Source organism: Acinetobacter sp. YH12129 (assembly GCF_013418685.1).
Classification (GTDB): Bacteria; Pseudomonadota; Gammaproteobacteria; order Pseudomonadales; family Moraxellaceae; genus Acinetobacter; species Acinetobacter amyesii.
In genome coordinates this window covers 16,179-42,074 of the sequence record NZ_VPBP01000009.1, presented here as the reverse complement: position 1 = coordinate 42,074, position 25,896 = coordinate 16,179, and the positions used below count along the sequence as shown (strand labels likewise).

The window sequence follows — 25,896 nt, the reverse complement described above, 5'->3', positions numbered from 1 at the left end:
TCAGACAATAACATAAACCCGCTGAATGAAACTAGCGCCACTCAACGGGAAATTTCTTATTTTATTCAATTAAACAGTAAAATCATCACCAAGATAAACTTTACGTACCGTCTCATCTGCAAGGACTTCTTCTGGAGTACCTTCTGCAATCACTGAGCCTTCGCTCACGATATAGGCATGCTCACAAATCGCAAGGGTTTCTCGCACATTATGGTCGGTAATTAATACACCAATACCACGATCTTTCAATGTTCGGATAATGTCTTTGATATCACCCACTGAAATAGGATCGACCCCTGCAAAAGGTTCATCTAGCAACATAAATTTAGGGTCTGCAGCTAACGCGCGCGCGATTTCCGCACGGCGTCGCTCACCACCCGACACACTCATACCAAGAGAATCTTTGATGTGTGTGATTTTAAAGTCAGCAAGCAATTCCGTTAAACGTTGCTGACGTTGTTGCTTATTTAGATCTTTACGGGTTTCTAAAATCGACATGATATTTTCAGAAATGGTTAATTTTCTAAAAATAGATGCTTCTTGAGGTAGATAACCAATACCTTTACGTGCGCGCTCATGCATTGCCAAGTCAGACAAATCAAGATCATCTAAATGAATCTCACCTTTATCCATACGAACTAAGCCAACAACCATATAGAAGCTTGTGGTTTTACCTGCACCATTTGGACCAAGTAAACCCACAATTTGACCACTTTGCATGCTAAAGGACACATCCTTTACCACCCAACGCTTACTGTAGTTTTTGGCTAAATGCTTAATACATAAAGTTTGAACTTGCGAGGTCTGCTCCATTAATCACGTGCTCCTGGGAAGGACTTAGTGCTTGACGGCGGAATCACGATTTGTACACGACCTGAAGAAGATCCAGATTTATTTGGTGTACCTTCAGCAACGATATCGCCTTTATTCATACTGTATTTCAGGCTATTACCCCGAATACTTGCACCATCTTGTTGCAACAAAGCACCACCCGTCATGGTGATAATACCTGTTTCAGCATTGTAGACAATCTTCTGTGCTTGGCCTTTTGCATAGCCTTTGGTAGGATCAGTTTTTTGTTGGAAATGTGCTGGCCCACCCGTTGCTGTAATCGTACTGATCTCTTTTTTGCTGTTTAAATTCGCAACGATTGAGTTTGCCTGAAGCTTCATCGAACCCTGTTCAATGATGACATTACCGGTATACGTCGTAATCCCAGTTTTTTCATTAAATGTTGCACGATCGGCAACCAATGAAATCGGTTGATTACGATCTGAAGGCAAAGCAAAAGCTGCAACCGAACATATCGCCAGTGAACCGAGTAGCACTGTACGTTTTAGGAAAGTTTTTGCAGTTTTTCGATTAAAATTATGGTTCATACTTTCCTCGAATATTAAAAAATTCGTATTGACCGTCGTTTAAATTTGCTTTTAAACCTTGGCTGACAAATTCGGCTTGTGGTGAAATCACCGTTACAGTCTTGTCCGTTTCTATTTCACGCTGTTTTGGAAAAGCAGTTAGTTCCTCAGTACGAAACTCCATTTGCCCTTCACGCATCAATTTTGTTGCAACCACATTGTCACTCAGCACGACTTTTTGGTTATCGTCCATACCATTGGCTTGTTTGGCAAAAAACGTGGCATCGACAGCACCATCTTGATAGGTCGATGCTTTCAGATTGACCAAATGAGACGTTTGCTTTTGCAAATCCTGCTCAAGTCGATCGACTTGCGCACGAATATGCAATTTTCCCTGCTCATCAGTCTGCGTCAGGTTAATGTTTTCAGCTGAGTAAGTCATACTTTTCGAAGAGTCCGCCTGAAGCTTATTACCCTTTCCACCGAAATAATAAAAACCACCGCTTACTGCAGCAATGACCACAGCTGTCACGTATAAAACTTTAGTATCCATAAGCGGAGATTCAATCCAATGACTGCATCAATTTATTAATAAGGTGCACTTGCATATTTTTCAAGTAGTTCCTGGTATACACCTTTAGAAACTAAAAGCATATCGCAGATTTCACGAACAGCACCACGTCCACCCATCGCCTGCGTAACAAGATCTGCACGGCGACGTACTTCTAAATGTCCATTTGGTACGGTCACTTTCATCCCCGCAATAGCAAAGGCTGAAAGATCGGGCCAATCATCACCCATATATAGGCAATCTGAAGGATCAATACCAAACTGTGCACAGGCTTCAGTCAAGGCAACACCTTTGTCTTCACGTCCTTGAAAGACCAAATCGACACCTAAGTCAGACATGCGTTTTTCAACAATATTACTTTTACGGCCAGTAATAATGATGACTTTGATACCCGCTTTTTGCACCAACTTCATGCCCAAGCCATCTCGAATATCAAAGGATTTGATTTCATCGCCGCTATTGGTCAACGTTACAAATCCATCACTTAAAATTCCATCTACATCCAGTACTAGTGCTTCTATGTGACGCGCTTGTTCTAGCAATACATACGATGCCATTTTCTTAATTTACCCCAGCCTGAATCAAATCATGCATGCTGATAATCCCAATCACTTTATTGGCATCATCAACAACTACAAATTGTGTAATTTTCTTTTCGTTCATACGTTCTAAAGCATGTACCGCACGTTCTTCTTGTGAAATCGTCAAAGGATTTTTAATCATCACTTCTGAGACTTTCATATTCACATCAAAGCCTTGCTGTTTATCAATCAAACGACGTAAATCACCATCGGTAAAAATGCCCAATAAGGTATCGTTTTCATCGACGATCGTGGTGAGACCCAAACGTTTATTTGAAATTTCGTACAGGACTTTATTCATTGGTGTCTCTGGCGACACTTTGGGTAAGTCTTCACCTGTATGCATAAGATGTTTTACATGCAATAACAAACGCTTACCCAACGCTCCAGCAGGATGAGAACGTGCGAAATCATCTGAGGTAAAGCCACGTGCATCCAATAATGCAACTGCAAGGGCATCACCTAAGGCTAATGTTGCAGTGGTACTTGAAGTCGGCGCTAGACCCAAAGGGCATGCTTCTTGAATATTACCCAAGGTCAATGCGACATCAGCATTTTGTGGCATTGGGCCTTTATTGTCGCCACTCATGGTAATTAGAGGAATGCCCAAATGTTTGATCAATGGCATGAGCATCATAATTTCATCACTCTTACCTGAGTTTGAAATTGCAATGAGCACATCACCTTTTACCAACATGCCCAAATCACCATGTCCAGCTTCACCCGGATGCATGAAGAAAGATGGTGTACCTGTCGAGGCAAACGTAGCGGCCATTTTACGACCGATATGACCCGATTTGCCCATACCAGTAATCACTAAACGCCCTTTGCACTGTAAAATGATTTCGCAGGCTTGGCTAAAACGATCATCTATTTGCGTCGCTAATACTTGTAAAGCATGCTCTTCAATACGCAAAGTTTCTAATGCGACTTTCTGAAAATCGACTTGATTCGGCATATTTGGTGGATTCAAAGTTGTTATACCTTAAGCCGTGAGAGGTGCGCTCTCACTTTCAAAATAAAAAATTTTCACAATTTTATCATATCTATGCAAATAGCACGTTTCCAAATGTATAAGAATTCATGAATTATGCAGAAAAGATGCATTTCTTCATTTTTATCTTCCGGACAGATAAATTGAATTCAGCACTCGAATGAGATTCAGACTGAATCCAATTAACCTTCTACGCTATTTTTAGCAACGCAAAGACATCAAGCATTAAAAAATATCTGCTTTTTTGGGTTTTAACTTTATGAAAAAAAATGCTTAGGTTAAGATGAGCCATCTTTTGGTAGAAACAATTTGAAGACCTATGCAACCTTTTGTTCTATATAACTCAGAGCAACGTAAAAAAGTAGAATTCGTACCTCGCAAAGAAGGACATATCGATATGTATGTCTGTGGAATGACCGTGTATGACTACTGTCATATTGGTCATGCTCGAGTTATGGTTGCATTCGACTACATTATCCGTTTCCTGCGCAGTCAGGGCTGGAACGTTAAATACGTTCGCAACATTACCGATATTGACGACAAAATCATTGCCCGTGCCAATGAAAATGGCGAAAGCATTACTGCTTTAACCGATCGCTTTATCAAGGCCATGAACGAAGATGCTGCCAATTTAGGTTGTGCAGCACCTGATGAAGCACCACGTGCAACAGACTATATCGATCAAATGCAGAATATGATTGGTAACTTAGTCAACAAAGGTACAGCATATCCATCTGCAAATGGCGATGTTTATTTTGAAGTTGAAAAGTTTGCCAAATATGGTCGTCTTTCGGGTCGTAAACTTGACGATATGCAGGCTGGTGCTTCTGAACGCGTTGATGTAGAAGTAGAAAAGAAACATCCTTTTGACTTCGTGCTTTGGAAACATGCCAAAGAAAATGAACCTTCTTGGGCTTCGCCTTGGGGCAATGGCCGTCCGGGCTGGCATATTGAATGTTCAGCGATGTCGACCTGCTGCTTAGGCAACCATTTTGATATTCATGGTGGCGGTTCAGACTTAACTTTCCCGCATCATGAAAATGAAATTGCGCAATCTGAGGCATCTACTGGCGAACAGTATGTTAATTACTGGATGCACGTCGGCTTTATTAATGTCGATGGCGAAAAAATGTCGAAGTCTTTAGGTAACTTCTTCACTATTCGTGATGTGATGGATAAATTCCACCCTGAAGTGATTCGCTTCTTTATTGTGTCATCACATTACCGTAGCCCAGTAAACTTCTCTGACACTGCTTTAAAAGAAGCGAAAAATACCCTTTCCCGTTTCTATCATTCATTTAAAGCTTATCAGCAAGTCTATGGTGAAAAAACCGTAGAAACTTTGGATGATGATTTAGTTGAGAGCTTTAATGCCGCTATGCGTGATGATTTCAACACCGCAGAAGCAATTGCGGTATTGTTTGAAGTCAACAAAGAATTGAACCGTGCCGTAAAAGATGAAAATGCTGAACAAGCGGCTGTGTATTATTCGACATTGCGTCACTTAACCAATATTTTAGGTTTGGTTCAGCATAATGTTGATGAATTCTTAAAATCAGATATTGGTCAGGAAGCTCTAGGTCTCTCTGAAGAGCAAATTGAAGATTTAATTCAACAACGTAAAGATGCGAAAAAAGCCAAAGAATTTGCCAAAGCAGATGAAATTCGTCAATCTTTATTAGATCAAGGTGTTGTCCTTGAAGATACTCGTCAAGGTACTATTTGGCGCCGTGCTGATTAATTAAGCAAACAGAAGCATAGAGAGTTGACAGTTGTGTGAAATTCTCTATAATTCACCTCATTGCGGGAATAGCTCAGTTGGTAGAGCATAACCTTGCCAAGGTTGGGGTCGGGAGTTCGAGTCTCCTTTCCCGCTCCAGAATACGAAAAACCCTCATCGAAAGATGAGGGTTTTTTTATGTCTCAATTTTTCTTCAACGGCTTATTTTTAGATTTATTTACTCATGTTATGCACATAAAAGTAATTTCGCATTTAGGGATTGAATAAAGAGATTAGCCTTCGGCTGGAGGTACTCTTACGAAACGTTGTTTTTCATTCGGCAAAATGAGATGCGAAGCTTCGCAAGGAAACCATCTTGCGGTGCAATGCACCTCACCAACAAAACTCGTTCACTACCGTCAAATTATTCAACGTATCGCAAAAACATTTTTGATTAGAAGTCGTCCTGTCTCAAACAATTGCGCATGACATTACCGCGTATCTTTATTATTTGAAGCAAAGTACGCTTCTGATGTTACTGCGTCACCTCAGTTATTTATTATATTGTAGCGACGTTAATAGGCCTTAATTTTCCCCAACGAATAAGGCTTCCCCTATTGCCACACGACCTTTCACCTACCTGTTAAAAAATAATCTGATGAAATGCTCATCTCGCCAATTTTCCTCAATTTTTCTCCATAATTTTCCGTTATTCTTTGCCAAAATTACATTTGGACAACCAAATAATGCACGGCGCGCACACTACACTCAAACTGACCAGCTTAAGTTACGCATTACTTACGATCTCAACATCAATTTGGGCCGCAGATACTGTTCAAAATCCGCAAGAATCTGTAGCAGTTCAGCAAATGGAAGCTTTAACATTTGAAGTTCCGACAGCAAGCACTAAGCCCAAAGACCCAGATATCAGTGCTGTCGCAAAAACTATTATAAGCCGTGATGAAATGTTGAAATTTGGCGATCAGTCAATCAATGATGCGCTGCGTCGTGCTGCAGGATTTCAACTCCCTGGTGCTGGCGGTGGTCCACGTGGTGGTGCAGGTGCTGGCGGCATGCGTTTCCGTGGTGGTGGTGCACCCGTGTTCTTAATCAATGGTGAACCTGTACAAGGTGGTCCTCGTGGTGGCATGTCAGTTGTTGATAGCATTACGCCCGAAATGATCGAACGCCTTGAAATCACCAAACAACCGAGCGTCGCTCAAGGCTCGGTTGCTTCATCTGCAGTCATCAACATTATTTTAAAAGAACCATTGAATGGCACGCGTTTGAGTGGATCTGTACGTGCTGGTTATGGCCTAACCAAGTCAAATACACGTGAAGAAGAACGCACCAATTTAAACTTTCAAATGGATGGTCGTTCAGACCCTTGGATCTATAGTTTATCTGGGAGCCAAATGTGGAATGACTCAGATACGCTCACCCGTACACAAGATGCAACAGGAACGAAAACTCAAAAACGCATCACCAATCGTACGTCGCAAATGCTGACCCCACGTGTTGAATATCAACTTGATGATCAACAAAAATTGGTCGCTGAAATGTTTTATCGCAGCAATGAAAGCGAAGGCACAAGTGGCTCCCAAGTCCAAAAAGATAAAAATGACAGCATTCGACTCAACACACGATATGAGCGTAAAGACCAAGGAAATTCAGACAAAATTCGCTTATCAATCGAGCAGCAAAATGAAACGGAATTTACAGAGTATAGAGATTCCCAATCATATATTGATGAACAAATTAATGAATATGGTTTAGGCTACGACGGTGTCCGTAAGTTTGACTCAAAACGCCAAATAAAATTTGGTACTGATCTACGTAGCAATGAACTTGAAAGCAATATTGCAGAGACCTTAGATGAACAATTGTATGCTGCCTATGTTGAAGGAAGTTGGAAATATACGCCGCGCCAAACCTTAACTTTAGGTGTACGCCAAGAGTGGATTGATCGTTCAGGTTTAGTGGATTATCAAGAGCAGCATTTGAGTCCTGTATTAGCACACCGTTTAGACTTTAATGACCAATGGTCACTTCAAACCAATTTGAGTCAGGCTTTTAAAAACCCACGTAGCAATCAATTGATGCCGACTGTTTCAGTTTCTACAGATAGTGATGCAGGGACACTAAACAACCCTAACCGTGGGGGTAATCCTGACTTACGACCTGAAACCATCAATGCTTACGAAACAACCATAGGCTATAACACCCCTGCTGGCGGCGTAAATATCACTGCTTATTATCGAAAAATTAATAACTATATCGAAAAATCGATCCTGTTAGAAAATGCTACAGGCGGTCGTTGCGAAACAGGAAATACCGATTGCCGTTTTGTCGAACGCCCATATAACCAAGACAGTGCAACTACTTATGGTGTAGAAATTGCTGGACGTTATGCACTGAAGCAAACGGAGAATGGCCATTCATTTATGTTGAATGCTCAGCTTTCAACTGTACGTGCAAAGATTGAAGAAGCTGACGGCTCTGATCGTTTGGCGAGCGATGTTGCACCTTATACCGCTAGTGCAGGTTTATCTTATAACTATCAACCGTGGCGTATTGCAACAAGTGTGAACCTCAATTACACCCCTGAATATACACGTGCGCTGAGTAATGAACCGTACAATCGCACCAGCAATGAACGTGTTAACATGGATGTGAGTTTTACTAAACGCTTTGATCAAAATTGGTCTGCATCAGTCAATGCACGTAATATTCTCAGCTCAGATTATAAAGAAGTGTTAAAAGAACAAAGTTCTGGCGCGCTATACCAATCTCGTATCAATGAATCAATTCCAAGCTTTATGTTTACCTTAGAAAAGAAATTCTAAACCGTTTCTAAGAGACTTCTAAGAGATTTAAAATAAAAAACCGATACGGACAACGAATCGGTTTTTTATGCGTACACGACCGCAAACTAGCGCTCAATTGCCTTCAACATTTTCGCAATTTTGAGGGTATGTTCCTTCTGCCCTTTTTTCTCTAAGACCTTTTGCTCAACCCACCATAAATATTCAAAAATTTCTGATTCACTTGAATCCTCTTGAATTAATTTAAAAATATTGGGCAAATAATCATCATATTCATCACGCAAAGCAGGAATACGGCGAATCCCTAACGGGTCCCATTCCTTTAATAAAATTTTATGTATCGCATGCAAGAGACTGGCATCTCGATTATGTTTTGACTGCATACAAGTTCCCTGGCTTATATTTTTTTACTTTTAAAATCAGTTATCTAATTATGTGATGATATTAAAAGAAAAATGAACTGTTGTTTGTCGAAGATTTCATCATACGCATCTCTAAACGCTTTTCCATTGGTTTTTCATCTTTTTTTTATATTAAACCAAAGCTTTATCTAAATTTCATGCACTTTTTCTCATAAATTTTGCCAATAAACCCTTTCGAGAATCCCTTACTTCACAGTACAAAGGTTTTAAATGCTAAGTTCAACGATCGAACCTAATCACTCAAAGAAAAAACAATACGCTTCAGCCAATTTCTATATTTATCTCTATTTATCTCTTTTCGATTTTGTGAAAAATTTACAGTTTTCCTTTTTATTCTCCGAAAATTCAAGCTACATTCTATTTTGAAATCTTAATCCTGAAAAATTCCTATGAGTACTGCATTAAACGAAACCATCTACGTCATTCAACACCTTGCATTTGAAGATTTGGGTTCATTGGAAGATGTATTTTACCAACTGGGTTATCGGGTGAGATACTTCGAAGCTGGAGTCGATGACCTGAGTAAAGCTATTCAACATACAGGGCTTACCATCATTTTGGGTGGCCCGATCGGAGTCTATGAAACTGATGACTACCCATTCCTACAAAAAGAAATAGACTTACTTAAAGTACGTTTAGAGAGTAACTTACCGACTTTAGGCATTTGCTTAGGTGCTCAGCTTATTGCGTATGCATTGGGCGCTAAAGTTTATGCAGGTCATAGCAAAGAAATCGGTTGGAGTTCCCTAGCGCTTGAAGCCATTACTCACAATATTTTAGCGCCATTAGATCAAGTACCGGTACTGCATTGGCATGGCGATACCTTTGATTTACCTGCAAATGCACAGCTACTCGCCAGCTCGGCAATTTATCCAAATCAAGCGTTTAGCTATGGGCCCAATATTTTAGCCCTACAGTTTCATATTGAAGCAGAAGCACAGGCCATGGAAAAATGGCTGATTGGGCATACATGTGAATTACATAAAGCACAAATTAACATTCCAAATTTGCGCATGCAAAGCCAACAACAAGCACCTCATTTAGAACGTGTTGCTCCCCTTATTTTGCAACAATTTTTACAACAGCTTGAGCTTTAAAACAGCTATTAATTTAATGCTAAATGGCTTATAACGGTTGCACTTCAAAACGTATAAGCCATTAGAATGACTCCCTTACTCAGCATTGCGCTCATCCACTTTTTTGCTCTCATCAGCCCAGGCCCAGACTTCTTTTTTGTCACTCAAAGTGCTATTCGACAATCCAGATCACATGCATTATTTGCCGCATTAGGTATATCACTCAGTATTCTAGTTTGGTCAATTTGTGCAATAAGTGGCTTACATTTTCTATTTCAAAAAATGGCTTGGTTACAACAATGCCTCATGATTTTGGGTGGCCTATATCTTTTATATTTAGGCACTCAGTTATTAAAGTCTGCGTGGAGTAAAGACCTCGGCACAATAACAAAACCAACCGAGCAAGCTGTACAGAAAAAATCGCCTTTGACGCTATTATTCCAAGGTTTCTTGACCAATATGGCCAATCCTAAAGCATTGGTTTATTTCAGTAGTGTATTTTCCATTGGAATCAGTGCAAAGGTCAGTATTTTTGATCAAAGCTCTTTATTAGCTTTAGTCTTTATTGAAAGTTTGATTTGGTTTGCATTGGTTGCAGTCTTATTCTCAGCACCTAAAATGACGCATTACTATCAAAAATTTAGTAAAAAAATTGACGCAATTACCGGTGGAATCTTCATCAGTTTTGGCTGCCTATTACTGCTCAATCGCGATTAATCAAGCACCAATTAAATATCTGCCAAACATAAAAAAGCACCCAAATGGGTGCTTTCCTAACTTAGCTGAGGGAGCTAAATCTTATTTCGCTGCTGCCTTTGCTGTAGACACAGCCGCTTCAGTCGTAATATTTACCGTAATTTTGTCGCCTACATTCGGTACATATGCACCTACACCAAATGCTGAACGATCAAAAGAAGTCGTTGCATTGAAACCAATCGTTTCCGCCTTAGTCATTGGGTGAACGGCTTGCTTGTTCAATACAGCGTCCAATACCACTGGTTTAGTCACATTTTTAACTGTTAAATCACCCGTGATTTTGTATTTAGTTTTGCTGATCGCTTGAACTTTTGTGCTTTTAAACGTGATATTTGGATATTTTTCAGCATCAAAGAAATCAGCAGTTTTTAAATGATCATCTAATGCTTTGACATTGGTATTTAAGCTTGATAATGGAATCGTCACATTCACAGACGAATTTGCAGGTTTTGCATTATCGACATTAATTGTCCCTTGAATGTCACTAAAATTTGCAGAAGGCGTTGAGAAACCAAAATGATTCCAAGTAAATACTGTTGCTGTATGAGTAGGATCAATTTGATAGGCAACAGGTTTTGCCATAGAAATTGTTGTAACTGATGCTACCGCCAAACCGATTGTTAATGCTTTAAAGTTCATGTTTTTATCTCACTTTCGAATACCATTAAGTCTATAGATTTTTAGCCGTATTACAGCTTTAAAGATAAAACGTTTTGTTGCATGTTTAGAACGATAGTTTTGTAAAATCTGTAGCAGCATCTACAACCACTCTCAATTATTAAATTTTCCATATATTTCAAATAATTATTCTTTTCAAGCTACTCCCCGACGATTTATCCTAAATTTAGGAAACATTAACCTATCTGAGTCGTAGGTTTTCAAAACAAATCCACTTAAGATTTTTAGACATCATAAAAATCTGAGTACCCAAAAATGACAGAACAATCGCTGGCTATTGAAAAAGCCTTAAACACTAAAACTCCCAAAGATGTCGTTTTGGCATTTCTTATGAATACTTCAAAAGAACTCGTCGAAAATGCAACTCAGCTGCTGGTTGCAGAAGACGCGGCGTATGTTTCCTTAAACTTCAGCAACCCAGAACTTAAACAAATTGAGCCGTGGGCTGGGTCTGGCACAGGCAGAGCCATCTATATTTATACCTTTGCCAACGTCGGCACCTACTGGAACATCGACGACTTTCAAATCACCGATATGATCGCTGAAGATGAAACTGTAGCTGTATTTGGTCAATTCACCTACACCTCAGTCTATGCAAAAAATACTTTCACCTCGCCTTTTTCAATCAAAGCCAAAGTTCAAAACGGTTTAATCAGCTTTTTCCAATTTATGGAAGATACCTATGCCTCAGCATCATCGTTCCGCGTAGGTGGCGAATGGATCATTCAGCAAGAAGCAGACTCAGCTAAAAACTTTAAAGTTTCAGCTTAAATGCTCAGGCCCAGCAGCTCTTCACGCAAAAGCTACTGTTGATTTGGAATGGCCTTTTACATTGAGTTAATGACAGCGGTATTGGATAAATCCGGTTTTTCTCGCGATTTGATCATACAGCTTTTGTGCAGTTTCATTGTCCTGATGCGTGAGCCAATACACACGGTCACACTGCCGCTGATCACAATATTCTTTCACTTTGGCGATCAGCGCTTTGCCAATGCCCTGCCCGCGATAATCCTCAAGGGTATATAAGTCCTGCAAATAGGCATAAGGCTGCAATGTCCAGCAGCTCTCATGTTCAATGACATGCACGATCCCAACCACTTGATGATCAATCACAGCTGCAAAGCCATACATATGTTCGCAGTCAGCAGCATGTAACCTGTGCCACGTTCGCTTGGTCACTGCATCCGCCACCTGACTTTTATAAAATTCTAAATACAGCTCCCAAAGCGGCAGCCATTGGTTTTTTGATATTTCTGTTAAATTTTTAATCTGTATTTGCACGTTCGATATCTTTTTAAATGAGCACTGGATTTTTATAACTGAAATAAAGCTTTTTGTGTTGAAAACACTGTATTTAATGCGCTCTTTTTTAGTCTTGATAAGTCTTGGATGGACTTTTTCTTATCCGTTTTATAAATACGATAGGCAAATAAAAAGCCCGAACAATCGGACTTTTTAACCATTTAGCTTATAGCTTCTCAACCAAAATGCGGTCAACTTGCTTCAAGCCTGTATGCTTTTCATGGTTCTTACGGCGAATCTTAATCACTTTGTCTTCTTGCAAATCTTGCAGCATCAATTCTACTGCAACCATGGCTTCAAGCGCTAAGTCCGTGCCTATCCATTTCTGTTCACCAGCATCCATCAGTACAATTTCATCATTTATCTGATCGTAAAGGCTCATCGTTTCCTCACTTGGGGCAACATTGCACCCGTGGCTGAATACTGCATGAATGAATTAATTTTAAACCAATGCTTTAATTCATTCGTTACAAATCGTTATTTCACAATTAAAAATAAATTTAATCTCTGCAATAAAAAACGCCCCTTCTCTGGGGCGTCTTTATTAAGGTTAATCTTTATAAATTAAGCGGTAATTTCTTTCACAGCAGCAACAACAGCATCAACAGTAATACCAAAGTGTTGGTACAGGTCTTTTGCTGGAGCTGATTCACCGTAAGTCGTCATACCGATTACACGGCCATCAAGACCTACAAATTTCCACCAGTAGTCTACATGCGCAGCTTCAACCGCAACACGCGCACGGACCGCAGCAGGAAGAACCGCTTCACGGTAAGCAGCGTCTTGTTTTACGAATTCTTCAGCACATGGCATAGAAACAACACGTACACCTTCAAGCTGTGCATAAGCATCCATTGCCAATGAAACTTCTGAACCAGTCGCAATGATGATTGCTTTCAATTCGCCTTTTTCTTTTGCAAGTACATAACCGCCTTTCGCAACATCAGCAATTTGATCTGCTGTACGTGTTTGGAATGGCAAGTTTTGACGAGAGAAGATTAACGCTGTAGGGCCTTCTGAACGAAGCAGCGCAGATTTCCAAGAAATAGACGCTTCTACAGTGTCACATGGACGCCAAGTGTTTAGGTTTGGTGTACCACGTAAAGATGCAATTTGCTCTACAGGTTGGTGTGTAGGTCCATCTTCACCCAACCCGATCGAATCATGTGTATAAACATGGATCACACGTTGTTTCATCAATGCAGACATACGTACTGCATTACGCGCATATTCCATGAACATTAAGAATGTTGCTACATAAGGAACGAATCCGCCATGCAGCGCTACACCGTTAGCAATCGCAGTCATACCGAATTCACGTACGCCGTAATGAACGTAGTTACCGGCTGGGTTAGATTCAACGCCTTCTGCTCCTTTCCATAAAGTCAGGTTAGAGCCTGCAAGGTCAGCAGAACCACCTAGAATTTCTGGAAGCTGTGGTGCAAATGCTTGAATGGCATTTTGGCTAGCTTTACGAGTAGCGATTGTTTCAGCTTTAGCATTTACTTCAGCAATATAAGCATCCGCTTTTGCTGCGAAGTCAGGAGGAAGGTCACCAGAAAGACGACGTTTTAGTTCAGCTGCTTCTGCTGGATATTTAGCAGCATACGCAGCAAATGTGTCGTTCCAAGCAGATTCAGAAGCAGTACCTTTGGCTTTTGCATCCCAAGCTGCATAAACATCAGCAGGAATTTCAAATGGACCTTCTGCCCAGCCCAAAGCTTCACGAGTTAAAGCGATTTCATCATTACCAAGCGGCGCACCGTGGCAATCTTCTTTACCTTGTTTGTTTGGTGAACCTAAACCAATAATGGTTTTACAGATAATTAAGGTTGGTTTCGCAGTTTCAGCTTTTGCTTCAACAGTTGCCGCACGGATTGCGTCTGCATCATGGCCGTCAACTTTAAGTACTTGCCAGCCGTATGCAAGGAAACGCTGTTCTGTATCATCAGAGAACCAGCCTTCTACTTCACCGTCAATCGAGATGCCGTTGTCATCGTAGTAAACAACTAATTTACCTAGACCCAAAGTACCAGCCAATGAACATGCTTCGTGAGAAACACCTTCCATTAAACAGCCATCACCTAAGAAACAGTATGTGTTGTGATCTACAACTGTGATGTCTTCTTTGTTGAATTGAGCCGCTAAAGTTTTTTCAGCAAGTGCAAAACCTACAGCGTTTGCAATACCTTGACCCAATGGACCCGTAGTTGTTTCGATACCCGGTGCATAGCCCAATTCTGGGTGACCTGGAGTTTTAGAATGCAATTGACGGAAAGATTTTAAATCTTCAATAGACAGGTCATAACCTGTTAAGTGCAATAGCGCATATTGCAACATAGAGCCATGGCCGTTTGACAATACGAAACGGTCACGGTTTGCCCATTGTGGGTTTGCAGGGTTGTGGTTGAGGAATTCACGCCATACCACATCAGCAATATCTGCCATCCCCATTGGAGCACCTGGATGTCCTGAATTTGCTTTTTGCACAGCATCCATTGCCAATACACGAATTGCGTTTGCAATACGACGTTCGTTAAGCGGGGTTGTCATAGGTCAGAGTCCAAACAAATGGTTTAAAAGAGTAAGATGAATAAGAATTCAAAGATGCGCATATTGTCTTAAAAAAAGCGGAATGGGTAAAGCCTCAGGGGCAAATTTTCGCTAATTATTCCTGCACCACCTGTATTTTGGGCGCTTATTGCACAATTTCAAGCCTATGCATGTCGTTTATTTTGTATACAGTGACGCTTTTATATGGCGAATCAATGACAGCGCAATGCATATTTAGAGTTTAGTGGTGAAAGCAAACGCTTCGTAATTGATAAAAGTCCAATACATCGAATGGAAATCGTGAATATAAATAGCAGCCAAAGCCGATCCAGATAAATGACCATTTGAAATTTGATTTCATATAAATTACACCCTCTACGGTTTGGGTAACTCAAACAGCAAACTCATCCCTTTGAAATCAGCACTTATCCAATATACTCACGGTTTCACATTCAATATTTATATACCACGACATGTAGCAGGTAAATTTCGCTGCGAAATATCATCCGATTGACAATTCCAAGCACCATTTAAACCATCTGGAATACTAAAATAGATCTGCTTTGAGCGAAGAGCAAAATTGACATCTGTTGATTTAAACGTAAAAACCACTGAACACGTTCCTGCCACATCAGTAATTTCACTACTCGCAATATACTTGGTACTGATACTTTCATTTAGCGCTGTATTCAAATCTACACAGCTTTGTTCCGCTGAATAATTTTCAATCAGTTTTAATTTATAGGGTGAAATCATTGTTAATACTTCAGCCACTTGCGCCCGAGCAACATAGCCATTGTAAGATACAGTAGCAATTGCAGCCAAAATACCGATGATTGCCACAACGATCATAATTTCAATGAGTGTAAAACCAGACTGTTTCATTACGTTTCCCCCATTCAACGTAATGACAAATAGGCAATTTGCATACCAAGTCTCAAAAGCCCGCATTTATTGTGTTTTATTTTTCAAATTAAACGATTAATTGTCATGAACAGTCATATTCTGACAGTTCATGACATTCATCATTGATAAATCACAGGATACTGATTTGATTTTTTCTTATAATTGATTCACTTAAAAAAACAATTTAGGCAATTGAACGCCTAATCACATTGTTGCTTGTGCCAAAGCCCAATATCTCTGTTTTATCTCATCATAAAAAATTAAATTGAGAAATCCATAGCTCATATCAATTTTTTAGATGCCTATATCAATTAAAAAGTCATTGAAATGAATTAATTTCATCCAATTTGGTCATGTTGAGCTAGTCCTAAACGCATTCTCGATGTAACATATTGCGTCTTTAAATTTAACTGTGATAGGACTTATGCGCGAGTACGCTGTATTTACCTCGGAATCTGTAAGCGAAGGCCATCCGGATAAAATGGCTGACCAAATCAGTGATGCTATTTTGGATGCAATCTTAAAAGAAGACCCATATGCACGGGTTGCTTGTGAAACGCTTGTAAAAACGGGTGCGGTTGTACTTGCCGGTGAAATCACAACAACTGCAAATGTTGACTTTGAAGCGATTGTTCGTAATACCGTAAATGGTATCGGATACCACCATTCAGATCTTGGCTTTGATGGTTCAACTTGTGCCGTGATCAACATGATCGGTAAGCAATCACCTGAAATTGCTCAGGGTGTTGACCGTCAAAAACCAGAAGATCAAGGTGCGGGCGACCAAGGTTTAATGTTTGGATATGCAAGCCGTGAAACTGATGTGCTTATGCCAGCACCGATTTCATATGCGCATCGCTTAATGGAAAAACAAGCTGAACTACGTAAACAAGGCAAACTTGCTTGGTTACGTCCCGATGCAAAAAGCCAAGTAACATTTGCTTATGAAAATGGCATGCCAGTTCGCTTAGACGCAGTTGTACTTTCGACTCAGCACGATCCAAAAATTACTCAAGCTCAATTGAAAGAAGCGGTAATTGAAGAAATCGTGAAAAAAGTGATTCCTGCTGAAATGTTCCATGCAGACACTAAATTCCACATCAACCCAACAGGTATGTTCGTCATTGGCGGCCCTGTAGGTGACTGTGGTTTAACAGGCCGTAAAATCATTGTAGATACTTACGGTGGTATGGCTCGTCACGGTGGTGGCGCGTTCTCTGGTAAAGACCCATCAAAAGTTGACCGTTCTGCTGCTTATGCAGGTCGTTATGTTGCTAAAAACATTGTGGCTGCTGGTTTGGCTGACAAATGTGAAATTCAAGTGTCTTATGCGATTGGTGTTGCAGAACCAACATCTATCTCGATCAACACATTCAATACTGCAAAAGTATCTGAAGATTTGATTATTGCACTTGTACGTGAACACTTTGACTTACGTCCATACGGTATTACTCGTATGTTGAACTTAATCCAACCGATGTACCAACAAACTGCTGCGTATGGTCACTTTGGTCGTGAAGGTTCTGATACCGCATTTACATGGGAAAAAACTGACAAAGTGGAAGCGCTTAAAGCATCTGCTGGTCTTTAATCTTAATAGATTAATTTCTCAAAAAAGCCTGCATTGATTGCAGGCTTTTTTATGGCCCGTATGTCCATAACTAAAACATCTAGGATAAAAATAACGAGTGTAAAAAATATTGACTAAAATTTACGCCTAGCTTTTTCATAAAACACCAAAATAATTTAAGAACAACATCATGCCTTTTCCATTAGACTTAAAATTTATTACTGCAACTGAAGAACAATTAGGATTTAAGTTTCCAGAAAAATATAAAGCCAAAATGCAAATTGAAAATGGTGGCGAATTCGGCATTAGCTTTTCTAGCGCGGATGAATTTAAAGATGGTGATGATATCGAAGCTTGGTGGCTTTTTCCCTTCCAAGACACCAGCAATGTGAAAAGAATAAAACGTACAACGAATCATCTAGCCGCAGAACATCAATCCATAAGTAAAATTGAAGACTTCCCTGAAAACAGCATTGCTATTGCGCATAACGGCGATGGCGATTATTTATTGATGCGCACGGTAGACGATACGCAATTAGGGGAAGAAATATATTTATGGCGCCATGAAGACAGTGAATTTATCTATCTACTTGTGACTTCAATTAAAGAATTATTTAGTCAAAACCCTTAACGCCATAAGCAGATATAAAGCCTTTCAAACTACAAAATAAGCTGGATAAAATTACACTAAATCAACAATTTTTGATCGATTTTTGAATATTTTTTCAGCTAATATAAATTCAGCCCATGCTACGGGCATAACAAAAAAAGGAAAGATCAAAATGAATAAATTACTTGTTGCTTTAGGTTTGGCTGCAACTGTTGCACTTGTTGGCTGTAATAAAGACAAAGCGCCAGAAACAGGTGCAACAACTGGTGAACACCTAGAAAACGCTGCTGACCAAGCAGGCCATGACATTGCTGATGCAACTTCAGAAGCGGCAACTGCGACAGCTACTGCTGTAGATAATGCTGCAGAAAATGCTGAAGCTGCTGCACACAATGCAAAAGAAGCAGCTAAAGACGCGACTGCTGCAACTGCAGGTGCTGTTGAGCAAGGTGCAGCAAACGTGAAAGAAAAAGCTCAACAATAAGCATTTTTAAAAAAAAGCACCTTCGGGTGCTTTTTTTATATCTGTATTTTATTCAACTTACTGTTTCAATCTATTTTTAACTTGAAATTTAACTGATGTCAGGTCAATCTTATGAGGTCATATAAATAACAAACTTAGAGAAAATAATGTCTTACTCACATCATGCCGAAAAACATTTTATGGAACGTACGGGTTGGCTACGTGCATCTGTACTCGGTGCAAATGATGGCATTATCTCCGTCACTAGTTTAATTATGGGCATGGCTGCAAGTGGTGCTTCTAGCCATACCTTACTCATTACATGCATTGCAGGACTCATATCTGGTGCAACCTCTATGGCGGCGGGCGAATATATCTCTGTGAAATCTCAAGAAGACGTCGAAAAAGCAGATCTTCACATGGAGCATAAAGAACTACAAAAGAACCCTGAGCTAGAACTTAAAGAACTTACCCAAATTTATATTCAACGTGGTTTAGAGCCTACACTGGCCCATGAAGTCGCAGTCCAATTAACTGCACATGATGCACTTGAAGCCCACGCCCGAGATGAAATTGGAATCCATGACAATACAGCAGCAAAACCCGTTCAAGCAGCGCTATCATCGGCTTTAGCCTTTTCAATTGGTGCAATATTTCCGATGGTTGCGATCTTGATCAGTGCTGACATGCATATTGAAAAAACTGTTATGGCCGTTGGTGTGATTTCCCTAGCACTCCTTGGTGCATTAGCCAGTTATGCAGCAGGTACTTCTATGTTGAAAGGCAGTCTACGTGTTGCGCTTTGGGGCATTGCAGCCATGCTATTTTCTAGCTGGATTGGTTCTTTATTTAATGTAAATCCAGTTTAATGTTTCTTTTATCAGTTTTACAAATATATGAAATCAATTATACACAGTAATGGTTGTGTGATTTTTCAACAATATTTACTTTTACAATATATAAAAACCGTAAAATAAAGCTACATTTTTTAAGCTTTTTTCTCCATGTCTGTTATTGCTGCGCCAGCTAATCGATCCAATGTATCGATTTGGGTGGCTTTTGTTTTATTAATTTTAGGTACCATTGGTGCTTATCTGGTTGTGGGCGTTAACCAAGCATTGCTATTTTTAATTGGTGGTGCTTTGGGTATGACGCTTTATCATGCGTCTTTTGGTTTCACCTCGAGTTGGCGTGTCTTCATTAAAGAGCGTCGTGGTCGTGGCTTGCGTGCACAAATGATCATGTTGGCTTTGGCTGTATTACTCTTTTTCCCTGCCTTAGGTGCGGGCGAATTATTTGGCAACCCAGTCAAAGGTAACGTTAATCCTGTTTCAATGTCCGTGATGATCGGTGCCTTTATTTTTGGTATTGGTATGCAACTCGGCGGCGGTTGTGCATCAGGCACCCTGTACACTGTGGGCGCAGGTAGTGCACGCATGATTGTAACGCTGATCTTCTTCTGTACAGGTTCATTAATTGCAACTTCACATATTCAATGGTGGTTTGACCTTCCCCACTTTGAGCCGATTTCTTTAGTCAAAAGCTTTGGTGTAGTTCCTGCACTGGCATTAAACTTTGTGCTTTTTGCAATCATTGCAGCAGCAACAGTTTACTTTGAAAAGAAGCGCCATGGTCAGCTTGAAGTTGAACCACAAGCCATGCAACACGGCTGGAAACGTTTTCTACGTGGTCCATGGCCATTGGTTTGGGGCGGAATTATCCTGACTTTACTGAACTTTGCCACACTTGCACTTGCAGGCCGTCCTTGGGGCGTGACCTCTGCCTTAGCTGTTTGGGCAGCAAAATCAGCAAGTATCATGGGGATCGATGTTGCATCTTGGGCATATTGGCAGCAACCTGCAAATGCCAAAGCACTGACCGAATCATTATGGTTTGATATCACGTCGATGATGAATTTCGGCATCATGCTCGGTGCATTACTCGCAGCGAGCCTAGCAGGCAAATTTGCACCGAACTTTAATATCCCAAAACGCTCACTGCTAGCGGCTGTGATCGGTGGTTTGATGTTAGGTTATGGCGCACGTTTAGCATACGGCTGTAACATTGGTGCATATTTCAGCGGTATCGCTTCAGGTAGTTTACACGGTTGGTTATGGTTAGTATTTGCCTTCATTGGGAACGGTATTGGCGTCAAACTACGTCCAATCTTCTTCCCTGGTGAACGTCCACAACCGGAAAAACTAACAGGCTGCTAATTTCAGTAAATAAAAAGCCCCTCAAATGAGGGGCTTTTTTTAATCTGTCAGAGCTGCTTTTAGATTACAACCATATTGCATGGTTTCTTGTGCCTGTTTGTATGTGGTATAGCGGTTGATAATAAAATCATAAAATTGGTCTGCATTCGCAAATACCTGACTCAAATCTTCGTTTGCGGCATTTGGCAGTTTAACGTCTTTCACCAAGGCTAAGCTCACATGTCCGAGATGATACATTTCAGAAAAATAATGATTCATTACTTCGCAATAGGCAATTTTTGAGCTTTTTAAAGCGGTGTTGGCAACAAAATGCTGATTTAAAGTTTTTAAGTTATGAACATCTAAAGCGGATTGGTCTGAAAAAGCCAAACTTTCTACTTTTTTCAGTTGGCTAAAATCTATAGCTAGAGTTTGATTTAATTGTTCAAAGCGTCGTTGTAATCCAGCAGTATCAGCAACTTGATAACTTTTTGGATCGAATGTTTTCTTTTCTTGTTCATTTGCAGAACACGCCGTTAATGCCATTGTCGTCAAAATGGTCGTAACAAGAAATAATTTCATCAAAGTCTCACTTAAACAATCAAAAGCGCAATCATTATGCCCGAAATTCTTCAAATGATTTGAAATTAAATCGCTTTCTCATTCATATAACGCCAATAACGACGTGGCACATACTGCACATGTAATTTCATATTACGTCGGGCTTCAATATTGACACTTCTAAAATAATCTTTCCAAAGCTGATCATACAAAACCTCATCATCATCCAGTTCGATATTAAAGGATTGACTATGGCCTGATTGTATTTGCCTATCTATGGTTGTGGCATCCATATCCACTTGATGCACCAGTTTTAAATCATAATAAATGCCATAATTGCGTTTTTCATCGTAAATCAGCCAACGTTGATCTTGATAGCGTGATTTGAAATGCCGTTCGATCAAAGGCAATACATTAAAGTCAGGTGAGACTAAACTGATAAACAAGCCATCCTGACATTTTTTAAAGCGCACAAAAGCTTCCATTCGGTGCTTTTCACGCCCCACTTGCTTCGCCCACTGACTCATCCCTAATACATCAGCATGACCATAGTTTTTAGACACATCACGCTGTTGCTGGAACACATAAATCGCAAAATTAAAACAATGTTGAAAAGCCTGCTGCTGCTCGGATAAAAACGCATAATAAAACTGCTTCAAAGCACTTTCAGATGCTTTAAGCTTTAATCCTTGCCATACCCGCTGTGCTTGTTCATCGTGACTAGCCACATCAATGACATCGGCGAAAAGACCCGCCTGTACTTGCCCATCCGTACAAATCTGTACATCAAATTGCTTAAATTGAAAGGCCCGAAAAATACAGCTTAGCAATCCTGTCATCGTGCCATCAAAGACATAAATACTCACGACTGTATCCTAAAAACCTAAGTTCAATTGTGGAGAAACTTGCTGCGTATATTTCGACTGACCACTTTGCAAGATCTGCTGACGTATTTGATGTGGCTGTTGATCTCGAATAAATTTGGGAGAATCTTCACAACGTATAAAATGTTGTGCTCTGTTGTAGGAAATACCCATACGTTTTAATTGGTCGATATGGATTTTCCCAAAACGTCGTGCTTGAACAATTTTTTTAGCAGAACGTACACCAATACCCGGCACTCGCAAGATCATCTGATATTCTGCACGGCTGATATCCACGGGAAATTGCTCTGGATGACGCAGTGCCCACGCTAATTTTGGATCAATATCCAATTCTAAATTTGGATGCTCTTCATCGACCAACTCTGTCGCTTCAAACCCATAAAAACGCATCAACCAGTCACTTTGATACAACCGATTTTCTCGTAATAACGGTGGCGCAGAACCCACAGCTGGCAGCGCACGCTCCTCTTCATTTATTGGAATATAACCTGAGTAATACACACGCTTGAGCTTAAACTCTTTGTAATGACGGTCTGCCATCAGTATCACATCACGGTCAGACTCTTGATGTGCGCCCACCACCATTTGCGTCGTTTGTCCTGCGGGTACAAACTTAGGCACTGTACGTATTATTTTTCGTTCATCTTTAAATTGAATCAAACGGTCTCGGACGATACCTAAGTCTTTTTGAACTTCGACATGGCTTTTTTCAGGTGCAAATTTTTTTAACCCATCTTCTGTCGGCATTTCCAAATTAATACTCATACGGTCGACATATAAACCTGCTTCGGTAATGATTTCCTGAGATGCCCCCGGAATGGTCTTCAGATGAATATAACCATTGAAATTTTCTTCTAAACGCAGCTTTTTCACCACTTGCAACATGCGCTCCATGGTGTAATCTGCTGATTTAAAAATTCCCGAACTTAAAAATAGCCCCTCAATATAGTTCCGACGATAAAAATTCATGGTCAAATCGACCACTTCCTGTACCGTAAATGCTGCGCGCTTTATATCGTTACTCCGACGGGACACACAATATGCACAGTCAAAAATACAGACATTGGAAAATAGAATTTTTAACAATGATACGCAGCGGCCATCTTCGGTATAGCTATGGCAAATACCGTTTCCAGTGTTACCCAGACCTTTGTCTTTATTTTGGCGCTTGCTACCACTCGAAGAACATGAGACATCATATTTAGCAGCATCGGCTAAAATTTGCAGTTTTTCACGGATACGTTCAGACATGGGAGAGTTTTAAAATTTAAAGTGAACACAGCATTATTTTAAAAGGATCAACCTCAAAAGTCGGGTCATACATCATTACTACGACACGAGGTGTCGCTTAATTTTTAAGTACAGCATTTTGTAGGCTCAAGACCATTTTGATAAGAAATAACGAATATTATTTGCTTAATTTCACTCGCTTGGGCAAAGTATTTAGAGTGATTGGAGTATGCACATGACTTTATTAGAAAAACTTGGCATCAAACACCCTATATTTCTTGCCCCAATGGCAGGTGTTTCTACACCTGAACTTGCTGCAGAAGTGTCAAATCAAGGTGGACTTGGTTCACTGGGTTTAGGTTCAAGCAGTGTTGAGAATGCACGTCAGCAAATATTACAAACTCAAGAACTTACTGACCAACCCTTTCAGGTCAATTTTTTTTGTCATGACACAGTAGAACTCGATGAACAAGTTGCTGCCAAATGGATCATGCAATTTAAATCACGCTTTGCTCAATATAATGCAGAAGCTCCAGAAGCACTGAACTGTATTTATCCAAGCTTTAAAGATAATGACCATTTTCTAAACCTCTTACTGGAAACGCGCCCTAAAGCGGTAAGCTTCCATTTTGGTATTCCACATCCACATCAAATCCAAGCCTTGAAACAAGCGGGTATTTTGACTCTAGTTTCTGCAACCAACTTAGCAGAAGCTAAACTGATCGAAGCTGCAGGCATTGATATCGTGATTGCTCAAGGTATTGAAGCTGGTGGTCACCGCGGCATTTTCAATGAAAACTTTGATAGCAGCGTTAAGACTCGTGATTTGGTTCAGCTCTTGAAACGCCATATTCAATGTCCAGTCGTTGCGGCTGGTGGTATTATGAATGGACATCAGGCCTATCAAATTATGGAGTTGGGTGCAGATGCTGTTCAATTGGGCACTGCTTTTGTGCAATGCAAAACATCAAATGCAAATGAAGCTTATCGCAAAGCATTATTTGATGCACCCATCACGCAGATTACATCAAGTATTTCAGGCCGGCCTGCACGTGGCATTATCAATAACTGGCACACAGATATTGACACACCAACACGCCCGACCGTTCCGGCTTACCCATATAGCTATGATTTAGGCAAACAATTACATGCCGCTGCTAGCAAGCATGGTGTACATGAATATGGTGCTTTTTGGGCGGGAACCAACGTCTCTCAAATACGTGAATTGGAAGCACCTGACTTGATCAATCAATTGATTTTAGAAATGCGCTTTAACTAAGACCTCGCTCAACGCGACATTCAAACATGAATGCCTATAAAAAGCCCTCAACATTGAGGGCTTTTTATGTGCAATTTAGGCTGTCATCGATGCACAATTCAAGAATTGCTTCAGATCATGTGAATCAAGTTAGTTAAATCTATTTCAAATAAATCCAGCTAATTTTAATCGACCTACTTTGTATCACATTGCACAGATCCATTTCGATTGGCTTTAAGTTATTTGGTTTCAAGCAAATTGACCTGATCAACTTGAACATCACTCATGATCTGACCATAATCAAGTAAGTGATTAAAATAGTTCTCGACGACTTTATATTGATCTGCTGTAGATTCAACTTTATACATATTTTGGCGGAACTCATTACTAGAGCGTAAACCCTTTGTGTACCAAGCAATATGTTTACGTGAAATTCGACAACCTGAATATTCACCATAAAAACCATATAATTCAGACAAATGTCCGAGCAATACGTCACGAACTTCCATAATACTTGGCGCAGCCATATGCTCACCTGTCGTCAGGTAATGTCCAATTTCACGGAATATCCATGGGCGACCTTGAGCTGCGCGACCAATCATGACTGCATCGGCACCAGTATAATCCAGTACATATTTGGCTTTTTCAGGTGTATCAATATCACCATTGGCAATCACAGGAATATTGATCAACGATTTCACATCTTTAATTAAGCTATAACGCGCCGTATTCAGATACATATCTTCACGTGTACGACCATGAAGTGCCAATGCAGCAATGCCAGCTTCTTCGGCGCGTTTCGCAACGCGCATAATGTTTTCATGACCATTGAGATAGCCCAAACGGGTTTTTAAGGTCACTGGCACATCAACTGCATCAACCACAGCATCTAAAATGCGAGCCACCAAGTCTTCATCTTTGAGCAGCGCGGAACCTGCCAATTTATTACAGACTTTCTTCGCCGGACATCCCATATTAATGTCGACAATTTGCGCACCATTTGCCACTTGATAGCGAGCAGCTTCAGCCAGTTCAGCTGGATCTGACCCTGCAATTTGAGCAGAAATAGGCGCTATTTCACCATCAAAATTGGCACGATAAAGACTCTTTTTACTCATGCGTAGCGTCTTATCTGCCGTCATCATTTCACTGACAGCATGACCTGCGCCAAAGTATTTGCAAAGTGTACGAAATGGGCGATCTGTAACCCCTGCCATAGGTGCCACCCACAGTTTTCTCTCGATGGGACGATCGAATAATTCTTGAATGACATTGTTTTTACTCAAAATCTTTAACCTCGTTTAACTTCGTTTAGTCGCTCCGTATTGACTTTTAATGCTCTTTAGTTGCACCTATTTGCATCACGAAATTTCAATGTTGCAA

General features: G+C 40.3%; 26 protein-coding genes, 1 tRNA gene and 1 pseudogene. 12 read left to right on the top strand and 16 right to left on the bottom strand.

Annotation, left to right across the window (positions count from 1 at the left end; genetic code table 11):
- Positions 1 to 69 precede the first annotated feature (69 nt).
- The 5 genes from lptB to FTU65_RS06760 are packed head-to-tail and all read right to left on the bottom strand — an operon-like array spanning position 70 to position 3,468.
- Positions 70 to 813: an LPS export ABC transporter ATP-binding protein gene (lptB, locus tag FTU65_RS06780; RefSeq protein WP_078188759.1), complete on the bottom strand. Its 744-nt coding sequence runs from the start codon at positions 811 to 813 to the stop codon at positions 70 to 72.
- On the bottom strand, positions 813 to 1,379 hold the full coding sequence (gene lptA, locus FTU65_RS06775) for a lipopolysaccharide transport periplasmic protein LptA (protein ID WP_180003844.1): 567 nt from the start codon (positions 1,377 to 1,379) through the stop codon (positions 813 to 815). Before lptA ends, lptB begins: the two co-directional genes overlap by 1 nt.
- Positions 1,369 to 1,911, bottom strand: coding sequence for an LPS export ABC transporter periplasmic protein LptC (lptC, locus tag FTU65_RS06770; protein ID WP_078188761.1), 543 nt, complete (start codon positions 1,909 to 1,911; stop codon positions 1,369 to 1,371). Before lptC ends, lptA begins: the two co-directional genes overlap by 11 nt.
- A 35-nt stretch (positions 1,912 to 1,946) precedes the next feature.
- Positions 1,947 to 2,486, bottom strand: a complete 540-nt coding sequence (locus FTU65_RS06765; RefSeq protein WP_078188762.1) for an HAD family hydrolase — start codon at positions 2,484 to 2,486, stop codon at positions 1,947 to 1,949.
- A gap of 4 nt (positions 2,487 to 2,490) precedes the next feature.
- Positions 2,491 to 3,468, bottom strand: coding sequence for an SIS domain-containing protein (locus tag FTU65_RS06760; protein WP_168377848.1), 978 nt, complete (start codon positions 3,466 to 3,468; stop codon positions 2,491 to 2,493).
- A 355-nt stretch (positions 3,469 to 3,823) separates the two neighbouring features.
- Here FTU65_RS06760 and cysS point away from each other — a divergent pair, with 355 nt between their 5' ends.
- From cysS to FTU65_RS06745, 3 genes are all read left to right on the top strand, one after another.
- Positions 3,824 to 5,245 (top strand): cysteine--tRNA ligase, encoded by a 1,422-nt coding sequence (gene cysS / locus FTU65_RS06755; protein ID WP_180010145.1) that lies wholly within the window; start codon positions 3,824 to 3,826, stop codon positions 5,243 to 5,245.
- Positions 5,246 to 5,307: 62 nt separating this feature from the next.
- Positions 5,308 to 5,383 (top strand) — tRNA-Gly (locus FTU65_RS06750).
- Positions 5,384 to 5,970: 587 nt separating this feature from the next.
- Positions 5,971 to 8,070 carry a TonB-dependent siderophore receptor gene (locus FTU65_RS06745; protein WP_180065055.1) on the top strand — a complete coding sequence of 700 codons (2,100 nt, stop codon included), beginning with the start codon at positions 5,971 to 5,973 and terminating at the stop codon, positions 8,068 to 8,070.
- Positions 8,071 to 8,156: 86 nt separating this feature from the next.
- On the opposite strand, the gene FTU65_RS06740 is transcribed toward FTU65_RS06745, so the two are convergent.
- The gene (locus FTU65_RS06740) at positions 8,157 to 8,432 is read right to left on the bottom strand and encodes a hypothetical protein (protein ID WP_078193570.1); all 276 of its coding nucleotides are present in this window, start codon (positions 8,430 to 8,432) and stop codon (positions 8,157 to 8,159) included.
- A 428-nt stretch (positions 8,433 to 8,860) separates the two neighbouring features.
- Between FTU65_RS06740 and FTU65_RS06735 the strand changes: the two genes are divergently transcribed.
- Both FTU65_RS06735 and FTU65_RS06730 read left to right on the top strand, forming a co-directional pair.
- On the top strand, positions 8,861 to 9,568 hold the full coding sequence (locus FTU65_RS06735) for a glutamine amidotransferase (protein ID WP_180010147.1): 708 nt from the start codon (positions 8,861 to 8,863) through the stop codon (positions 9,566 to 9,568).
- A gap of 66 nt (positions 9,569 to 9,634) precedes the next feature.
- Entirely contained in the window at positions 9,635 to 10,264 is a 630-nt protein-coding gene (locus tag FTU65_RS06730; protein WP_180010148.1) for a LysE family transporter, read from the top strand.
- Positions 10,265 to 10,345: 81 nt separating this feature from the next.
- On the opposite strand, the gene FTU65_RS06725 is transcribed toward FTU65_RS06730, so the two are convergent.
- Positions 10,346 to 10,942: a YceI family protein gene (locus FTU65_RS06725; protein ID WP_078188771.1), complete on the bottom strand. Its 597-nt coding sequence runs from the start codon at positions 10,940 to 10,942 to the stop codon at positions 10,346 to 10,348.
- A 294-nt stretch (positions 10,943 to 11,236) separates the two neighbouring features.
- Here FTU65_RS06725 and FTU65_RS16270 point away from each other — a divergent pair, with 294 nt between their 5' ends.
- Positions 11,237 to 11,752 carry a nuclear transport factor 2 family protein gene (locus tag FTU65_RS16270; protein WP_257222614.1) on the top strand — a complete coding sequence of 172 codons (516 nt, stop codon included), beginning with the start codon at positions 11,237 to 11,239 and terminating at the stop codon, positions 11,750 to 11,752.
- Between the two features lie 66 nt (positions 11,753 to 11,818).
- Here FTU65_RS16270 and FTU65_RS06715 read toward each other — a convergent pair whose 3' ends face one another.
- The 5 genes and pseudogenes from FTU65_RS06715 to FTU65_RS16540 all read right to left on the bottom strand — a co-directional run.
- Positions 11,819 to 12,271 (bottom strand): N-acetyltransferase, encoded by a 453-nt coding sequence (locus FTU65_RS06715; RefSeq protein ID WP_180010162.1) that lies wholly within the window; start codon positions 12,269 to 12,271, stop codon positions 11,819 to 11,821.
- Between the two features lie 178 nt (positions 12,272 to 12,449).
- Positions 12,450 to 12,665 (bottom strand): hypothetical protein, encoded by a 216-nt coding sequence (locus tag FTU65_RS06710; protein ID WP_180010149.1) that lies wholly within the window; start codon positions 12,663 to 12,665, stop codon positions 12,450 to 12,452.
- Between the two features lie 182 nt (positions 12,666 to 12,847).
- A complete protein-coding gene (gene tkt / locus FTU65_RS06705) occupies positions 12,848 to 14,836 on the bottom strand; it encodes a transketolase (protein WP_180010150.1) in 1,989 nt (662 codons plus the stop codon).
- A gap of 459 nt (positions 14,837 to 15,295) precedes the next feature.
- On the bottom strand, positions 15,296 to 15,610 hold the full coding sequence (locus tag FTU65_RS16265) for a pilin (protein ID WP_257235079.1): 315 nt from the start codon (positions 15,608 to 15,610) through the stop codon (positions 15,296 to 15,298).
- A 14-nt stretch (positions 15,611 to 15,624) separates the two neighbouring features.
- A pseudogene (locus tag FTU65_RS16540) lies at positions 15,625 to 15,721 on the bottom strand (prepilin-type N-terminal cleavage/methylation domain-containing protein); the annotation flags it as partial.
- A gap of 445 nt (positions 15,722 to 16,166) precedes the next feature.
- On the opposite strand from FTU65_RS16540, the gene metK reads away from it, so the two are divergent.
- The 5 genes from metK (at position 16,167) to FTU65_RS06675 (ending at position 20,601) form a co-directional block, all read left to right on the top strand.
- Positions 16,167 to 17,333, top strand: coding sequence for a methionine adenosyltransferase (metK, locus tag FTU65_RS06695; RefSeq protein WP_078188779.1), 1,167 nt, complete (start codon positions 16,167 to 16,169; stop codon positions 17,331 to 17,333).
- 169 nt (positions 17,334 to 17,502) lie between these two features.
- Positions 17,503 to 17,943: an SMI1/KNR4 family protein gene (locus tag FTU65_RS06690; protein ID WP_180010152.1), complete on the top strand. Its 441-nt coding sequence runs from the start codon at positions 17,503 to 17,505 to the stop codon at positions 17,941 to 17,943.
- Between the two features lie 151 nt (positions 17,944 to 18,094).
- Positions 18,095 to 18,406 (top strand): hypothetical protein, encoded by a 312-nt coding sequence (locus FTU65_RS06685; protein WP_180010153.1) that lies wholly within the window; start codon positions 18,095 to 18,097, stop codon positions 18,404 to 18,406.
- A gap of 146 nt (positions 18,407 to 18,552) precedes the next feature.
- Entirely contained in the window at positions 18,553 to 19,254 is a 702-nt protein-coding gene (locus FTU65_RS06680; protein ID WP_180010154.1) for a VIT family protein, read from the top strand.
- A 135-nt stretch (positions 19,255 to 19,389) separates the two neighbouring features.
- A complete protein-coding gene (locus FTU65_RS06675; protein ID WP_180010155.1) occupies positions 19,390 to 20,601 on the top strand; it encodes a YeeE/YedE family protein in 1,212 nt (403 codons plus the stop codon).
- A 39-nt stretch (positions 20,602 to 20,640) separates the two neighbouring features.
- On the opposite strand, the gene FTU65_RS06670 is transcribed toward FTU65_RS06675, so the two are convergent.
- The 3 genes from FTU65_RS06670 to FTU65_RS06660 form a co-directional block, all read right to left on the bottom strand.
- The gene (locus FTU65_RS06670) at positions 20,641 to 21,162 is read right to left on the bottom strand and encodes a hypothetical protein (RefSeq protein WP_180066527.1); all 522 of its coding nucleotides are present in this window, start codon (positions 21,160 to 21,162) and stop codon (positions 20,641 to 20,643) included.
- Between the two features lie 65 nt (positions 21,163 to 21,227).
- Positions 21,228 to 22,007, bottom strand: coding sequence for a TIGR03915 family putative DNA repair protein (locus FTU65_RS06665; RefSeq protein ID WP_180065054.1), 780 nt, complete (start codon positions 22,005 to 22,007; stop codon positions 21,228 to 21,230).
- A gap of 9 nt (positions 22,008 to 22,016) precedes the next feature.
- Positions 22,017 to 23,276, bottom strand: coding sequence for a putative DNA modification/repair radical SAM protein (locus FTU65_RS06660; RefSeq protein ID WP_180065053.1), 1,260 nt, complete (start codon positions 23,274 to 23,276; stop codon positions 22,017 to 22,019).
- 214 nt (positions 23,277 to 23,490) lie between these two features.
- On the opposite strand from FTU65_RS06660, the gene FTU65_RS06655 reads away from it, so the two are divergent.
- Positions 23,491 to 24,534: a nitronate monooxygenase family protein gene (locus FTU65_RS06655; RefSeq protein WP_180065052.1), complete on the top strand. Its 1,044-nt coding sequence runs from the start codon at positions 23,491 to 23,493 to the stop codon at positions 24,532 to 24,534.
- 218 nt (positions 24,535 to 24,752) lie between these two features.
- Here FTU65_RS06655 and dusB read toward each other — a convergent pair whose 3' ends face one another.
- Positions 24,753 to 25,799, bottom strand: coding sequence for a tRNA dihydrouridine synthase DusB (dusB, locus tag FTU65_RS06650; protein ID WP_180065051.1), 1,047 nt, complete (start codon positions 25,797 to 25,799; stop codon positions 24,753 to 24,755).
- Between the last annotated feature and the right edge of the window lie 97 nt (positions 25,800 to 25,896).

Coding starts and splice junctions, on each gene's coding strand:
- tkt (WP_180010150.1), bottom strand. CDS start 14,836: ATGACAACCCCGCTTAACGAACGTCGTATTGCAAACGCAATTCGTGTA.
- FTU65_RS06685 (WP_180010153.1), top strand. CDS start 18,095: ATGAATAAATTACTTGTTGCTTTAGGTTTGGCTGCAACTGTTGCACTT.
- FTU65_RS06660 (WP_180065053.1), bottom strand. CDS start 23,276: ATGTCTGAACGTATCCGTGAAAAACTGCAAATTTTAGCCGATGCTGCT.
- FTU65_RS06725 (WP_078188771.1), bottom strand. CDS start 10,942: ATGAACTTTAAAGCATTAACAATCGGTTTGGCGGTAGCATCAGTTACA.
- lptA (WP_180003844.1), bottom strand. CDS start 1,379: ATGAACCATAATTTTAATCGAAAAACTGCAAAAACTTTCCTAAAACGT.
- FTU65_RS06765 (WP_078188762.1), bottom strand. CDS start 2,486: ATGGCATCGTATGTATTGCTAGAACAAGCGCGTCACATAGAAGCACTA.
- lptC (WP_078188761.1), bottom strand. CDS start 1,911: ATGGATACTAAAGTTTTATACGTGACAGCTGTGGTCATTGCTGCAGTA.
- FTU65_RS06680 (WP_180010154.1), top strand. CDS start 18,553: ATGTCTTACTCACATCATGCCGAAAAACATTTTATGGAACGTACGGGT.
- FTU65_RS06675 (WP_180010155.1), top strand. CDS start 19,390: ATGTCTGTTATTGCTGCGCCAGCTAATCGATCCAATGTATCGATTTGG.
- FTU65_RS06735 (WP_180010147.1), top strand. CDS start 8,861: ATGAGTACTGCATTAAACGAAACCATCTACGTCATTCAACACCTTGCA.
- FTU65_RS06670 (WP_180066527.1), bottom strand. CDS start 21,162: ATGAAATTATTTCTTGTTACGACCATTTTGACGACAATGGCATTAACG.
- FTU65_RS06690 (WP_180010152.1), top strand. CDS start 17,503: ATGCCTTTTCCATTAGACTTAAAATTTATTACTGCAACTGAAGAACAA.
- metK (WP_078188779.1), top strand. CDS start 16,167: ATGCGCGAGTACGCTGTATTTACCTCGGAATCTGTAAGCGAAGGCCAT.
- FTU65_RS06760 (WP_168377848.1), bottom strand. CDS start 3,468: ATGCCGAATCAAGTCGATTTTCAGAAAGTCGCATTAGAAACTTTGCGT.
- FTU65_RS06710 (WP_180010149.1), bottom strand. CDS start 12,665: ATGAGCCTTTACGATCAGATAAATGATGAAATTGTACTGATGGATGCT.
- FTU65_RS06730 (WP_180010148.1), top strand. CDS start 9,635: ATGACTCCCTTACTCAGCATTGCGCTCATCCACTTTTTTGCTCTCATC.
- FTU65_RS16270 (WP_257222614.1), top strand. CDS start 11,237: ATGACAGAACAATCGCTGGCTATTGAAAAAGCCTTAAACACTAAAACT.
- FTU65_RS06740 (WP_078193570.1), bottom strand. CDS start 8,432: ATGCAGTCAAAACATAATCGAGATGCCAGTCTCTTGCATGCGATACAT.
- FTU65_RS06655 (WP_180065052.1), top strand. CDS start 23,491: ATGACTTTATTAGAAAAACTTGGCATCAAACACCCTATATTTCTTGCC.
- lptB (WP_078188759.1), bottom strand. CDS start 813: ATGGAGCAGACCTCGCAAGTTCAAACTTTATGTATTAAGCATTTAGCC.
- cysS (WP_180010145.1), top strand. CDS start 3,824: ATGCAACCTTTTGTTCTATATAACTCAGAGCAACGTAAAAAAGTAGAA.
- FTU65_RS06745 (WP_180065055.1), top strand. CDS start 5,971: ATGCACGGCGCGCACACTACACTCAAACTGACCAGCTTAAGTTACGCA.